Here is a 13,355-nt window from a genome sequence, read left to right on the forward strand (position 1 = left end):
CTTCACTGTGTCAGGGAGGTGGTCCCGATGACCGGGCCGAACGAGGACACGGACGCGATGCGAGCTCTCCAGGGGCTGGCGAACAGCAGCTCGTCGGTGCGGCTGCGGGCAGCGCTGGCGGTCGGCACGACCCCTGACCCCCGATTCATCGACAAGCTCATCGAACGCTGCGCGATCGAGCCCGACTTTCACGTACGCGAGATGCTGACGTGGGCACTCATCCGACACTCGTCAGCAGTGACGGTCCCAAGGCTCATGGACGAACTTCGCTCGGAGCGTGCGCAGGCACGAAGCCAGGCGTTGCACACGCTGTCCAAGATCGGAGATCGGCAAACGTGGCCAGCGATAACACGGGCGCTGCTGACCGACGCCGACGACGAGGTGGCGCGGAGCGCCTGGCGAGCAGCGGTCGTACTCGTGCCCGAAGGTGAAGAACCCGAGTTGACCGGAGTGCTGTCGACACAGCTCGGGCGCGGCAACCGTGAGACGCAGTTGAGCCTGAGCCGGGCGCTGATCGCGCTCGGTGAGGTGATCATGCCGACCCTGCGCGCCGCGATGACGGATCTCGACCCTCTCGTACGCGCGCACGCGATCGCCACGGAAGGGCTGTTGCGCGACCCGGATGCCGGATTCGAGTTCGCGATCGAGGAGGCGAAGCGCGTCGTAGCCCTCGGCAGGGCCGGCCAGGAGGGGTGACAGGCAGTGTTGATCGGTGAGGTGGCACGACGGTCCGGGGTCAGCGCCCGGATGCTCAGGCACTACGACTCGCTCGGTCTGGTGCGGCCGACGGTTCGTACCAACGCCGGCTATCGGGAGTACTCCAGCGAGGACATCCGGCGGATCTTCCATATCGAGAGCCTGCGGTCAGTGGGGCTGTCGCTGCGTGAGGTCGGGCGCGCGCTCGATGATCCCGGCTTCACGCCGTCCGAGCTCGTCGATGACCTCATCCGCCAGACGCGAAAGCGCATCGCAGCTGAGACGGAGCTGCTCACCCGACTCGGTCGGATCGGTGCCGCGGAACCCGCCGGCTGGGAGGACGTCCTCCAGGTCGTTGCCCTCCTCCAGGCACTGGGGTCGGAGAGTGCCGGGAAGCGCCAGCGCGCGGCCTTGTCCGCAGTCGAGGAGGTTCCGGTACCAGTGGAGGCACTGGTCGAGGCAGCACTGAGCGAGACGGACCCGAACGTCGCCGGAGCCCTTCGATGGGCTCTGGCGCAATCGGGGGGTGGCGGTTTGGCACTGCTGGCGGAGGGCCTCGGCTCACCCGTGGCCGAGGTGCGGAAGCGTGCCGTCCAGTCCATCGCCGAGATCCCGAACGGTGACGCGACCGCACTGCTGCGGGACGCCCTCGCGAACTCCGACATCGTGGTCCGCAGGTATGCAGCTCTGGCGCTCGGGGCACGTGGAGTAGCCGACGCGGTCCCGACGCTCATCGACATGGTCGTCGAGGAGACGAATGACGTCGATGCAGCCGACGCATTGAGCGCGCTGGCAAGTGACCCCGCGTTGGCGGATCAGATCGCTACCAGGCTCGTTGACCGTCTCGCCCACGGCACGGGTGAATCGTCTGTCCGTCGACGGCTGACACAGGCGCTCGCGGACATCCCGGGGATCACGACCGCACGCGCCCTCGCAGATCTGTCACATGACGAAGACCGTGCCGTTGCGCTTACTGCGACATACATTCTGAAGCTGCGCGACGCGCGGTAACGGACCGTCACGGTGTGCGGGAAGGCAGAAGCACCTACGGCCGCTCGGCGACCTGGGTGACGAAAGTGCGCCACGCCGTCGGGCTGAAGGCCAGGGTGCCGCCGTCGCGGTTCTTCGTGTCGCGGACCAGGACGACGCCGGGAAGGTTGTCGGCGACCTCCACGCAGTCGCCGCCGTTGCTGCCGCTCTTCGTGCTCTTGCGCCACCGCGCGCCGGTCATGTCCATGAGGCTGCCGCTTCTTTCAGGAGGTCCAGGGACCGCCCGCGGGGAAGGGCCTCGCCCCGTATGCGTTCCCACCGTCGCTCCAGCGTAGCAATCTCCGACGCCTGGTCGACGATCTGCGCGTGCGCCTGACTGTCCACATGCGCCACTCGCGTTCCGCCGGGCAGTTCGGCGAGTGTGAACGGCCCATTGAGCCCCGGGTAGGCTGCCGCCTCGCTCGGCACGACGTGGAGTTGAACGCTCGGCAGGTCGGCACAGACCAAGAGGTGAGCGAGCTGGGCAGCCATGAGCGCCCGGCCCCCGGCGACCGGGCGGCGGATGATCCCTTCGTCCAGCACCGCGATGAACAGGGGTCCGCGCTCACGGGTCAGGATCGCTTGCCGGTCGATGCGTGCCGCGACCAACTCGTCTATCTCGGCTGGGATCAGCGCCTCCCAAGCAAGCGTGGCGCGTGCGTACGCCTCGGTCTGGAGCAGGCCCGGAACCCAGGCGAGCTGGAACGCCCGCAGCGCGACTGCTTCACGCTCGATGTCGACCCACGGCCGGAACCACACCGGCTCACGGCGGTTGAGCACGTCCGGCCATAGTTCCAGCACGTCCTTCCGGAGGATCTGTGCTACCTCGGCACGGTGCCGGGTCTGCGGGATGCGCCCCGGGTTTGCCCACCGAGCGACGGTCTTCGGGTGCAGACCGATGCGACCGGCCAGGCTTTCGGCCGTCTCGCACGCCTCGGCGAGCGCCGCGACGAATGCATGGTTCATGCCCGCGTCCCTTCAGGAGCAAATGGTACGTACCGAAGAAATCATCTAACGCTGTGTGATTGTCACGCAACCCTCGGCAGGGTGCTGTGTAGACGGCGCGAGTGGTGGAGGCGACAGAAGCCCGCCGCCCGCGTTCGTGCCGGGGGCCCGGCCGACCCGACGGCGAGCACCGAGGCCGGGCCCCCTTCCCAACACCGGATGCGAGGGGAAGCCGTGCCGGACACACCGAAGACGCCCGACGCGAGGCCGAATGCCGAGGTGGCAGAGCGGACGATCCAGTCCGGTGACCTGCTGCGCCTGACCCGGGATGCAAGCCCGCAGTTCGTCCGGGCGGTCACCGTCCGCGTGATCCGCGTACTGGCCGACCGGCACACCTACCACGGTTGGCTGTGGATCGAGTGCTACGAGCTGGCCCCGCACGGCGACGCGGTAGCCCGCCGCGAGCTGTACCTGATGCCCGAGGGTGTGCGGTGGCTGACGGCCCCACCCGCCCCGGTCCGTCGGCGCCGGTCGGTCGTACCCCGGTGGGTGACGGTGTGACCCGCCGCCGGTCCCTCGCGGCCCGCCTGGCGCTGTCAGGCGTGTGGGATCGCCTGGCCGGGCCTCGGCCCGATGACCAGGCCGCTAATCATCGCCCGCGTGAACAGAATTCTCGCCGTCCTGCACTGCCTTCCGTACCTCGTCGTTCGCCGTTGTCGGGTCGTAGCCGGTGGCGCGAAGGAGGTCGCTGGCGGCGGTACGCAGTTGGGTCACCACCGCGTCGCCAAACTCGTCGACCCCCTGGGCTCGGGCTCGGCCAGCCTGGTGGAGGGCAGCGCACACCGCGTGGCGGGTCCTCTCGGTGGGGCGCCCGGCGCGATGCTCGCGGCGCAGCAGGTCGACCGCGTCGGCGAGTTGTCCGACGCTGGCGGGCAGGTCGGGCGGAATCGGCTCGTTGTACTGCAACGCCATCGCCGAGCGGCGGGCCACTCCCCGGCTGTGCTCGATGACTCGTTCCAGCAGCTGGCTCGCGCGCGCGAACCGCTCCACATCCTGACGGCGCAGCCAACGGGCCGGCGCGAGGCTGACCACCTCCTCGGCGCCGCTGAGTGCCTGGTGCATCCGATCGAGGTCCGGCCCCATGCCGCGGAGGGCGTCCAACGCGCGAACCGCCCGCTGCTGATCGCTCGTCGTCAGCGCTGCGGAAACCTCTCGCAACTGACGTGCGAGGCAGTGGAAGATCGGGGCCGCGTCACGGTCGAGGATCCGCATCGGGTTCAACGGCACCAGCAACGCGACGACCACGATGCCCACCACGCCGCCGACCATCGCCTCCACGATTCGCGGCCACTCCAGGTCCTTCTGAGCCGGAGCGAGGGCCGCGAGCAGCACCGCCGTGCCGCCGGCCTGGCCGACGGCAGCCCCACTGCGCCCGAACAGCACAAGCGTGGCGAGGATGGCGCATCCGACGATGAATCCGGTCTGCCAGAACCCGGTGCCCAGAAAGCTCAGCAGGAAGTCGGTGGTGGCGATGCCGAGCCCGACGCCGAGCAGCAGTTCGACCGTGCGGTGTGCGCGCTGCCCGAGTGAGGCGACGATCGTGCCGACCGCGGCGGAGGGGGCGAAGATCGGCGCGGGGTTGCCCAGCAGGTCGTGGCCGATCGACCAGGCCAGAGCCGCAGCGAGGCCCGCCTGCACCGAGATCACCAGGGCGGCTTCCAGTTGGCTCAGCCGCAGTCGTCCCGCCCGGCCACCTCGACCCCGAGCCCGAACAGCAGTTGCCTTCGCACGTGCCGCCAGCCGGTCGCGCCGTGTCGGGCTGGCGCCCGGCTGACGGCGGCCATCAGGATTCACCGAGCACTCGTACCACGGCGCAGCTCGGCAGGTCCGGCCAATCCCCAACATGATCTCTTACGCGATGGGTGCCACCGCAGTGCCGTGCGGCACCGCGGTGGCACCCGCACCCGTCACACCCCGACCGGTACCCGCTCCTCCTCGCGCTGCGCGGCGCGGGCCGCCAGCCGACGTTCCCGCTCCTGCGCGCCGATCAGGTCGTCGGGCAGCGAGTCCGGCACCTCCAGGTCGAAGCGGCGCAACAGCCGGATCGCGAAGCCGCCCAGGGTGATGAGGAACAGCGCCGCGCCGAAGCAGACGTACGCGAAGCCGATGCCCCGGCCCGGGCCGGTGCCGATCACGGCGCCCACCGAGCCGGCGAGCGCCCCGTCCGGGGCGAGCAGCGGCTCGAAAAGGCTGGTCGCCGCCGGGGCGAGCAGCGCGAAGCCGATCGGCAGCGTCGACCAGGAGATGGTCTGGTTGAGGCTGAACACCCGGCCGTGGAAACGCTGCGGCACCTTGACCTGGACGATGGTGGCGTAGATGGACTGCGCGGTGGTCATCGACATGGCCAGCCAGAACGCCCCGACGCAGATCATCGCGACCGACGCGTCCAGGCCGACCAGGACGCAGCCGAGGGCGGTGCCGAGGTTGCCGATCAGTACGCCGATCATGCGCCGGTGTCGGGGCCCGCCCCAGAGCGACATGAGCACGCCACCGGCGACCGCGCCGACCGCCTCGGCGAGAGCCACCTGGGCCACCTGCGTGGCGCTGCCGAAGGAGAGCACCAGCGGGGTGGTGAGCACCAGCGCGGGGGCCAGGAAGATGTTGCCCAGCGCGAAGTAGCCCAGCATCAGCCGGAAGCCGCGGTGCCGCCACGAGTAGCGCAGGCCGTTGGCGATCGCCACCAGCAGCCGCTCCTTGGGCCGCCAACCGAGCAGGTCGGGGAAGCGGACCAACGACAGGGTCACCACCGCGACCAGGTAGCTGACGACGTCCAGCAGCAGGATGCCCTTGAGGTCGATGGCGGCCAGCAGACCCGCGGCGAAGACCGGCATCAGCAGCATGCCGAAGCCGTTGGAGAGCTGGGTGATGCCCATCGCGTGCCCCAGGTAGCGCTTGGGCACCAGTTGCGGCACGGCCGACTGGAACGCGATGCGCTGGAACGACCCGGCCACCTGACTCAGCGCCACCAGGGCGTAGATGTGCCAGAGCGCCAGGTTGTCGGTCCAGAGCAGCGCGGCGAGCACGAGTTGGATCGAGCCGGCGCTGCAACTGGCGATCATCATGATCTTCCGCCGGCTGACCCGGTCGGTGATCGCGCCGGCCACCGGCAGCATCAGCACCCCGCAGACCAGCGCGAGTGCCCAGAGCAGACCCAGGTTGGCCACCGAGCCGGTGCGGGTGAACAGCCAGATCGGCAGGGCGAACGCGGTCAGGGCGGAGCCGGTGGTGGAGACCAACTGCCCGGCGGTGACCGCCACGAACCGGGCCATGCTCGGGCGGACCACCGGCTGCTCGGGACCGGTGATGTCGTCGACCCCGCGGGTGTCGGCCACTGCCCAGCCGGCGTCCTCACCGCGCGCCGCCGGGGTCAGGGCGGAGACGTCGCCGGCGGCGAGCGCCGGGTGCACCCTGGTGACGATCTCGGCCAACTCCTGCGCCCGGTACTTGAGGAAGAAGTGCCCGGCCTGGTCGAGCACGACCAGCGCCAGCCGGTCGCTGAGGAACTGCCACTCGGCGTACCGCTCGGTGTGGTAGTCGGTGACCGGGTCCTCCGAGCCGACCACCGAGATGATCGGGGCGCGCAGCTTCACCGCGCGCCGGTCGAGCAGGTCGGTGAAGTACTCCTCCGAGGCTCGGGAGTCGGCCCGCATGTTGCTGATGATCCGGTCAGCCTGCTCCGGGTCCAGCTCGTCGGTGTCCACCCCCATCGACTTGAGCCAGCTCGCGTAGTGCTTGTTGCTGCGCAGCTTCTCCAGTCGGGTGCGGACCGCCGCGAACAGTCCCTTCGGGCGGGCGAACGGGAACATCGCGCCGATGTAGAGCGCGGTCAACTCCCGACCGGCGGCCTCCACCTTGCGCGCCACCTCGGCGACGATCGCGCTGCCGACGCCGCAGTGCCCGTACAGGGCGAGCGGACCCTCGACGCGCTCCAGGATCTCCTCGGCGACCCGGGTGGTCAGCTCGTCGAAGGGCAGCGCGTCCTCGGTGAGCCCCACGTCGTGGCCGGGGATGGCCAGTGACCACAGCGCGTGCCCGGCCAGCAGCGCGTCCGCGAGGGGCTGGTAGACGATCGCGCTGCCGCCGCCGTACGGCACGCAGACGTAGGTGATCACCCGCTGCGCCGCCGGAATCGGCTTGGTCAGCTCGTAGAGCAGCCGGCGCGGCCCGTCGCCCTCGCCGCCGCCGGACATGAAGGTGGCCAGGTCGCGGATGGTCCGCTGCTGGAACAGGTCCATCACGCCGACCGGCTGCCCGCCGTGCTCGGCCTTGCGGATCCGGGCCACCACCTGGGTGGCGAGCATCGAGTGCCCACCCAGGTCGAAGAAGTCGTCGTCGATGCCGAGGGTGTCCACCCCGAGCACGTCGGACCAGATGCCGGCGAGCAGCCGCTCGGTGTCGTCGCGCGGCTCGACCAGCGCCACCGACGCGGCGCGGGTGACCACCGGCGCGGGCAGCGCCTTGCGGTCCAGCTTGCCGTTCGGGGTCAGTGGCAGCACGTCCAGGGTGACGAACGCGGCCGGCACCATGTACTCGGGCAGGGTCTCCTTCAGCGCCGCCTTGACGGTGTCGTGCTCGGCCGCGCCGACCAGGTAGCCGGTGAGCCGCTTGTCGCCGGGGGCGTCCTCGCGGACCAGCACCACCGCCTCGGTCACCCCCGGCTGGGCGCGCAGCGCGCTCTCGATCTCGCCCAGCTCGATGCGTAGCCCGCGCAGCTTGACCTGGTGGTCGATCCGGCCGAGGAACTCCAGCACCCCGCCGGGCGGGCCGCCAGCGTCGCCGCCGGTCGGGGTCACGTCGGCCGGCGCGGCACCGGCCCGGTCGTCCGCCTCGCCGGGTACGCCGGGCGCCACGCGCCAGCGGGCCAGGTCGCCGGTGCGGTAGAGCCGGGCGCCCGGCTCGGCGGCGAACGGGTCGGGGACGAACCGCTCGGCGGTCAGTGCCGGCCGGCGGTGGTAGCCACGGGCCAGTCCGATGCCGCCGATGTGCAGCTCACCGGCGACGCCGACCGGGCACGGGTTGCCCCGGGCGTCCAGCACGTGCAGCCGCAGGTTGCTGATCGGCGCGCCGATCGGCACGCTGGTCAGCTCGGCCAGCAGCGTCGGGTCGCACGCCCACGCGCTGACGTCGATCGCCGCCTCGGTCGGGCCGTACAGGTTGTGCAGACCGCAGCCGGGCAGCCGGGCGGTGAAGTCCCGGGCCGCGGCGACCGGCAGCTCCTCGCCGCTGCAGATCACCCGGCGCAGCGCGGTGGCGGCCTCGACGCCGTCCTCGGCGAGGAAGACGGTGAGCATCGACGGTACGAAGTGGGCGGTGGTGACCCGCTCGGAGATCAGCAGGTCGCGCAGGTAGCCGGCGTCCTTGTGACCGCCCGGCTCGGCCAGTACCAGCCGGGCGCCCTCCCGCAGCGGCCAGAAGAACTCCCACACCGAGACGTCGAAGCTGGCCGGGGTCTTCTGCAGGACCGCGTCGTCGGCGCCGAGACGGTAGGTGCGCTGCATCCAGTCGAGGCGGTTGACGATGCCCCGGTGGGTGTTCGGCACACCCTTGGGCCGGCCGGTGGAGCCGGAGGTGTAGATGACGTACGCCAGGTGGGCCGGGCCGGCTGTCGGCGTCGGGTCGGTGGCCGGCTGGTCGGCCCAGACCGACTCGTCGTCCAGGGCGAGCACGCTGGCGTCGGTCGCCGGCAGCACGTCGCGCAGGTGCTCCTGGACGAGCACCACCGGCGCGGCGGCGTCGGTGACCATGAAGGCCAGCCGGTCGGCCGGGTACTCCGGGTCCAGTGGCAGGTACGCGCCACCGGCCTTGAGTACGCCGAGCAGGCCGGCGACCAGCTCCACGGAGCGTTCCGCGCAGACCCCGACCAGGGTCTCCGGGCCTACTCCGCAGGCGCGCAGCCGGTGCGCGATCCGGTTCGCCGCCGCGTTCAGCTCGGCGTACGTCACCGAGCGGCCGGCGAACGTCAGCGCCACCGCGTCCGGCGTACGGGCGGCCCGCTCCTCGATCGGGGCGTGCAGGGTCTGCTGCCGGGGGAAGTCGCCGGTGGTGTCGTTCCACCCGGCGAGCAGTTCCCGCTCGGCAGGGGCGAGCAGATCCAGCGTGGAGACCGGCCGGTCCGGGACGGCGACCACGGCGCGCAGCAGGGTGGTCAGCCGGTGCGCCATCCGCTCGACGGAGGCCCGGGTGAACAGGTCGGTGTTGAAGACCAGCTTGCCCCAGAGCCCGTCGCCGGTCTCGACGGCGTGCAGCTCGAAGTCGAAGCGGGTGGCGCGCAGCTCCATCGGATGCCACTCGAAGCCGACCCCGGCGTCCTCGGCGACCCCGTCGAAGCGGCCCATCTCGTAGTTCTGCAAGACGAACATCGCCTGGAACACCGGTGAGCGGCTGACGTCGCGGGGCAGCCCCAGCTCGTGCACCACCCGGGCGAACGGCACCTCGGCGTGCTCCAGCCCGTCCAGCACCGCACGCCGGGTCCGCTCCAGCAGCTCGGTGAAGGTCGGGTCGCCGGCCAGCTCGGCGCGCATCGGCAGCATGTTGACGAACATGCCGACCACGTTCTCCAGCTCCGGTGCGGACCGACCGGCCACCGACGCGCCGACCGCGAAGTCGTCCTGCCCGGAGTGCCGGGCCAGGAACACCTGGTACGCGGCGAGCAGCGTCATGAACAGCGTGCCGCCGTAGGAGCGGGTCAGCGCCAGCAGCCCATCGGTGGCGGCCCGGTCCACAGTGAACTCGACGAAGTCGCCCCGGTAGGTCTGGGTGGCCGGACGGGGCAGGTCCAGCGGCAGCTCCAGCGGGGTGATCCCGGCCAGTCGCCCCTTCCACCAGTCCAGGTGCCGACGGGCGCCCGGACCGGCCAGCTCCCGCGCCTCCCAGACCGCGAAGTCGCCGTACTGCACCGGCAGGGCGGGCAGTTCCCCGTCGCGGTAGCCGGTGATCAGGTCGCGCAGCAGCACGTCCACCGACCAGCCGTCGCCGACGATGTGGTGCTGGCCGAGGAAGAGCACGTGCTCGGTCGGCGCCAGCCGGATCAGCAGAGCGCGCAGCAGTGGCCCGTTGGCCAGGTCGAACGGTTCCGCGGCGGCGTGGTCGACCAGCGCCTGAGCGGCGGCCTCGTCGACGGCGTCCAGCACGGTCAGCGGCACCTCGACCGCGTCGTCGAGCACCACGGTCGGCCGACCGTCTGAGTCGGCCGGGAACCGGGTGCGCAGGGACTCGTGCCGCCGGGTCAGGTCGGCCAGCGCGCGGCGCAGCGCCGCGACATCGAGCGGGCCGCGCACCCGCAGCGGCACCGCGATGTGGTACGCGGCCTCGCCAGGAGCGAGCTGGTCCATGAACCAGACCCGCTCCTGCGCGTACGACAGTGGCACCTCGGCGTCCGGCGGGCGGGGCGTGATCCGTTGCGCGGCGGGTGTGCCGCCCGACCGGCGGCGCAGCCGTTGGGAGATCAGCGCCTGTCGGGCGGCGTCGCGGGCCGGATCCTTCACGTCGGTCATGACGGGGTGTCCTTCTCCGCCGCGAGCAGCGCGGCGACCTCGGTTTCGGAGAGCTCGTCCAGTTCGGCGGCGATCCGCTGCTCGATCTGGGCGGCCAGGTCGGCCACCACTGGGCTGCTGAACAGCGCCCGCATCGGCAACTCCACGTCCACCTCGGCGCGGATGCGGGCCATCGCCCGCATGCCGCGCAGCGAGTTGCCGCCGAGGGCGAAGAAGTCGTCGAGCGCGCCGACCTTCTCCAGTTGGAGGATCTCGGCGTAGACCTCGGCGACCAGCGCCTCGGCGTCGGTGCGCGGGGCGAGGAAACCGTCGGCGGTCGCGGCGGCCGGTGCCGGCAGCGCGGCGGTGTCCAGCTTGCCGTTCGGAGTCAGCGGCAGCGCGTCCAACCGGACGAACGCGCCGGGCACCAGGTGCGCGGGCAGCTCAAGGGCCAACTCGGCGGCGAGCGCCGTCTCGTCGACCGGGCCGACCAGGTAGCCGACCAGCGTCGGCTCGCCGGTGTCGACACGGACCACCACCACCGCCGCGTCCACGTCCGGGCGGGCCCGCAGCACCGACTCGATCTCGCCCAGCTCGATCCGCATCCCCCGGATCTTGACCTGGTCGTCCCGGCGGCCCAGGTAGTCCAGCGTGCCGTCGGCCCGCCAGCGGGCCAGGTCACCGGTGCGGTACATCCGCTCCCCCGGCGGCCCGTACGGACAGGGCAGGAATCGCTCGGCGGTGAGCGCCGGGCGGCGCAGGTAGCCCCGGGCCAGTTGCGCCCCGGCCACGTACAGCTCACCGACCACGCCCGGCGGCACCGGGTTCAGCGCCGCGTCGAGCAGGTGGACCCGGGTGTTCCAGGTGGGCTGGCCGATCGGCACCGGCCCGGCGGGTACCGGGCTCCCGGGCGCGATCCGGGCCGCGACGCAGCCGACGGTGGCCTCGGTCGGGCCGTACTCGTTGATCACGGCCACCTCGGGGTGCGCCGCCCGCCAGCCGGCCAACTGCTCACCGGTCAGCGCCTCCCCACCGATCACCAGGTCGGTGGTGGGCGACAGCGCGTCGTCGAGCAGCGGCAGATGGCTGGGGGTGACCTTGAGGAAGGTTGGCGGCCCGCCGGCCCGGGCGGCCGGCGTGTCGATGCCGGCCAGCCGGACGGTGCCGCCGGCGGTGAGCGGGCCCAGCAGCCCGGTCACCGTCAGGTCGAACGAGACCGGCGAGTGCAGCAACGCGGTGCCGGCCAGGCCCGGGTAGGTGTCCCGGGCCCAGGCCAGGTACGCGGTGACCGCGCGGTGCTCGACCAGCACGCCCTTGGGTCGGCCGGTGGAGCCGGAGGTGTAGAGCAGGTATGCCGGGTGCTCCGGGCGCAGCGGCGCCCGGCGGTCGTCGTCGGTGAGGTCGGCGTCGTCCAGGTCGGCGGCGGTCGCCGGGTCCAGCACCAGTGCGTCGGCCGGGGCCAGCGCAGCCGTCTGCGCGGTGACCAGCACCAGCGTCGGCTCCGCGTCGGTCAGCAGATAGTTGATCCGGTTCGCCGGATAGCCGGTGTCCACCGGCAGGTACGCCGCGCCGGCCTTCAGCACCGCGAGGATGGCCACCAGCAGCTCCACCGAGCGGGGCAGCAGCAGCGCGACCCGGGTCTCCGGGCCGGCGCCACGGCCGACCAGCAGCCGGGCCAACCGGTTGGCCCGGGCGGCCAGCTCGGCGTAGCTCAGCTCCGTTCCGTCGCAGATCAGGGCGACCGCGGCCGGGGTGGCGGCGGCCTGCCGCTCCACCTCGGCGACCAGGGTGCTCGGGGCCACCTCGCGGCCGGTGCCGGTCCAGGTGCGCAGCAGGTCGCGTTCGGCGTCGTCGAGCAGGGGCAGCGCGGACAGCCGCGTCCCCGGGTCGGCGACAGCGGCGGTGAGCAGCCGCAGGTAGCGGGCGACGACCGTCTCGGCGGTGGCCCGGTCGAACAGGTCGGTGCGGTAGACCAGCCGGCTGGTGCCGCCGGTGATGTCGAAGGCCAGGTCGTCCTTGGTGGTGCCCAGCGGCACCGGGTCCAGGCCCGAGTCCGGGATGAGGTTCAGCGTGGTCTGGAACACCGGCTGCACCGACGGGTCGCGCTGCGGGGCGACCGCCTCGACGATCCGCTGGAACGGGACCTGCCCGTGCTCCATCGCGTCCACCAGGCCGGTACGCACCCGGCCGAGCAACTCGGTGACGGTCGGGTCTCCGGTCAGGTCGCAGCGCAGCGCCACCGGGTTGACGAACATGCCGATCAGCGGGGTCAGCTCGGCGGTGTCCCGGCCAGCGGTGGAGACGCCCACCACCACCTCGGGGTCGCCGGAGATCCGGGACAGCAGCGCGGCGAAGGCGGCCAGCAGCACCATGTACGGGGTGGCCGAGGTGCCGGAGGCGAGCTGCCCGACCCGGTCCAGCAGCCCGTCGGGGAGGTCGAAGCGCACCTCGTCGCCGGCGAAGCCGAGTTGGGCGGGGCGCGGCCGGTCCAGTGGCAGGCCGGTCAGCGCTGGCGCGCCGGCCAGGTGGTCGCGCCAGAAGGCGAGCTGCCGGTCCAGCTCGTCGCCGGTGAGTTGGCCGCGCTGCCAGACGGCGAAGTCGGCGTACTGGATGGGCAGTTCCGGCACGTCGGCAGGCGCGCCGGTCAGCGCGGCCCGGGCGAACGCGGCCACCTCGGCGTCGAACAGCACGGCGGAGTGGCTGTCGAAGACCGCGTGGTGCACCACGAACTGCAACCCGAGCTGTTCGCCGGAGAAGCGGACCAGCCGGGCCCGCCACAGTGGCGGGGAGTCCAGCGGGATCGGGGTCCGGGCCAGCTCGGTCATGGTCTCAGCGTGGCGCCGCTCCTGCTCGTCGGCGGGCAGGCCGGTCAGGTCCAGCACCGGCAGCTCCAGCGGCTCGACGGCCCGGACGACCTGCACCAGCGCGCCGTCGACCATCCGCAAATGGGTACGAAGCGACTCGTGCCGCTCGACGACCTGGGCGAACACCTCGACGGCTTGGGCCACGGTGACGCCGGCCGGGAACCGCCACGGCGCCGAGACGTTGTAGACCGGCGAACCGGTGTCGAGCTGGTTGGCCGTCCACACCCGCTCCTGGGCGAAGGAGGCCGGGAAGGTCCACTCGCTGGTCATCGTTGCTGCCTTCCGTTCG

The 13,355-nt window shown here is 72.0% G+C and carries 8 protein-coding genes; 3 read left to right on the forward strand and 5 right to left on the reverse strand.

Features of this window, described 5'->3' with window-relative positions; genetic code table 11:
- Positions 1 to 27 precede the first annotated feature (27 nt).
- Together OG990_RS13565 and OG990_RS13570 are read left to right on the forward strand one after the other, a co-directional pair.
- Complete coding sequence (locus tag OG990_RS13565) at positions 28 to 696, forward strand: HEAT repeat domain-containing protein (protein WP_406080743.1); 669 nt, start codon at positions 28 to 30, stop codon at positions 694 to 696.
- Between the two features lie 6 nt (positions 697 to 702).
- Positions 703 to 1,707 carry a HEAT repeat domain-containing protein gene (locus tag OG990_RS13570; protein WP_406080744.1) on the forward strand — a complete coding sequence of 335 codons (1,005 nt, stop codon included), beginning with the start codon at positions 703 to 705 and terminating at the stop codon, positions 1,705 to 1,707.
- Between the two features lie 34 nt (positions 1,708 to 1,741).
- Here OG990_RS13570 and OG990_RS13575 read toward each other — a convergent pair whose 3' ends face one another.
- Together OG990_RS13575 and OG990_RS13580 are read right to left on the reverse strand one after the other, a co-directional pair.
- Complete coding sequence (locus OG990_RS13575) at positions 1,742 to 1,927, reverse strand: DUF397 domain-containing protein (protein WP_355602672.1); 186 nt, start codon at positions 1,925 to 1,927, stop codon at positions 1,742 to 1,744.
- Positions 1,924 to 2,691: a DUF5753 domain-containing protein gene (locus OG990_RS13580; RefSeq protein WP_406080745.1), complete on the reverse strand. Its 768-nt coding sequence runs from the start codon at positions 2,689 to 2,691 to the stop codon at positions 1,924 to 1,926. Before OG990_RS13580 ends, OG990_RS13575 begins: the two co-directional genes overlap by 4 nt.
- A gap of 213 nt (positions 2,692 to 2,904) precedes the next feature.
- Between OG990_RS13580 and OG990_RS13585 the strand changes: the two genes are divergently transcribed.
- The gene (locus OG990_RS13585; RefSeq protein ID WP_406080746.1) at positions 2,905 to 3,231 is read left to right on the forward strand and encodes a hypothetical protein; all 327 of its coding nucleotides are present in this window, start codon (positions 2,905 to 2,907) and stop codon (positions 3,229 to 3,231) included.
- Between the two features lie 84 nt (positions 3,232 to 3,315).
- Here OG990_RS13585 and OG990_RS13590 read toward each other — a convergent pair whose 3' ends face one another.
- From OG990_RS13590 to OG990_RS13600, 3 genes are all read right to left on the reverse strand, one after another.
- Positions 3,316 to 4,377: an FUSC family protein gene (locus OG990_RS13590; RefSeq protein WP_406080747.1), complete on the reverse strand. Its 1,062-nt coding sequence runs from the start codon at positions 4,375 to 4,377 to the stop codon at positions 3,316 to 3,318.
- Between the two features lie 260 nt (positions 4,378 to 4,637).
- The gene (locus tag OG990_RS13595; protein WP_406080749.1) at positions 4,638 to 10,223 is read right to left on the reverse strand and encodes an amino acid adenylation domain-containing protein; all 5,586 of its coding nucleotides are present in this window, start codon (positions 10,221 to 10,223) and stop codon (positions 4,638 to 4,640) included.
- Entirely contained in the window at positions 10,220 to 13,336 is a 3,117-nt protein-coding gene (locus OG990_RS13600) for a non-ribosomal peptide synthetase (protein ID WP_406080751.1), read from the reverse strand. Before OG990_RS13600 ends, OG990_RS13595 begins: the two co-directional genes overlap by 4 nt.
- Between the last annotated feature and the right edge of the window lie 19 nt (positions 13,337 to 13,355).

The organism is Micromonospora sp. NBC_00858 (assembly GCF_045207365.1).
GTDB lineage: Bacteria > Actinomycetota > Actinomycetes > Mycobacteriales > Micromonosporaceae > Micromonospora.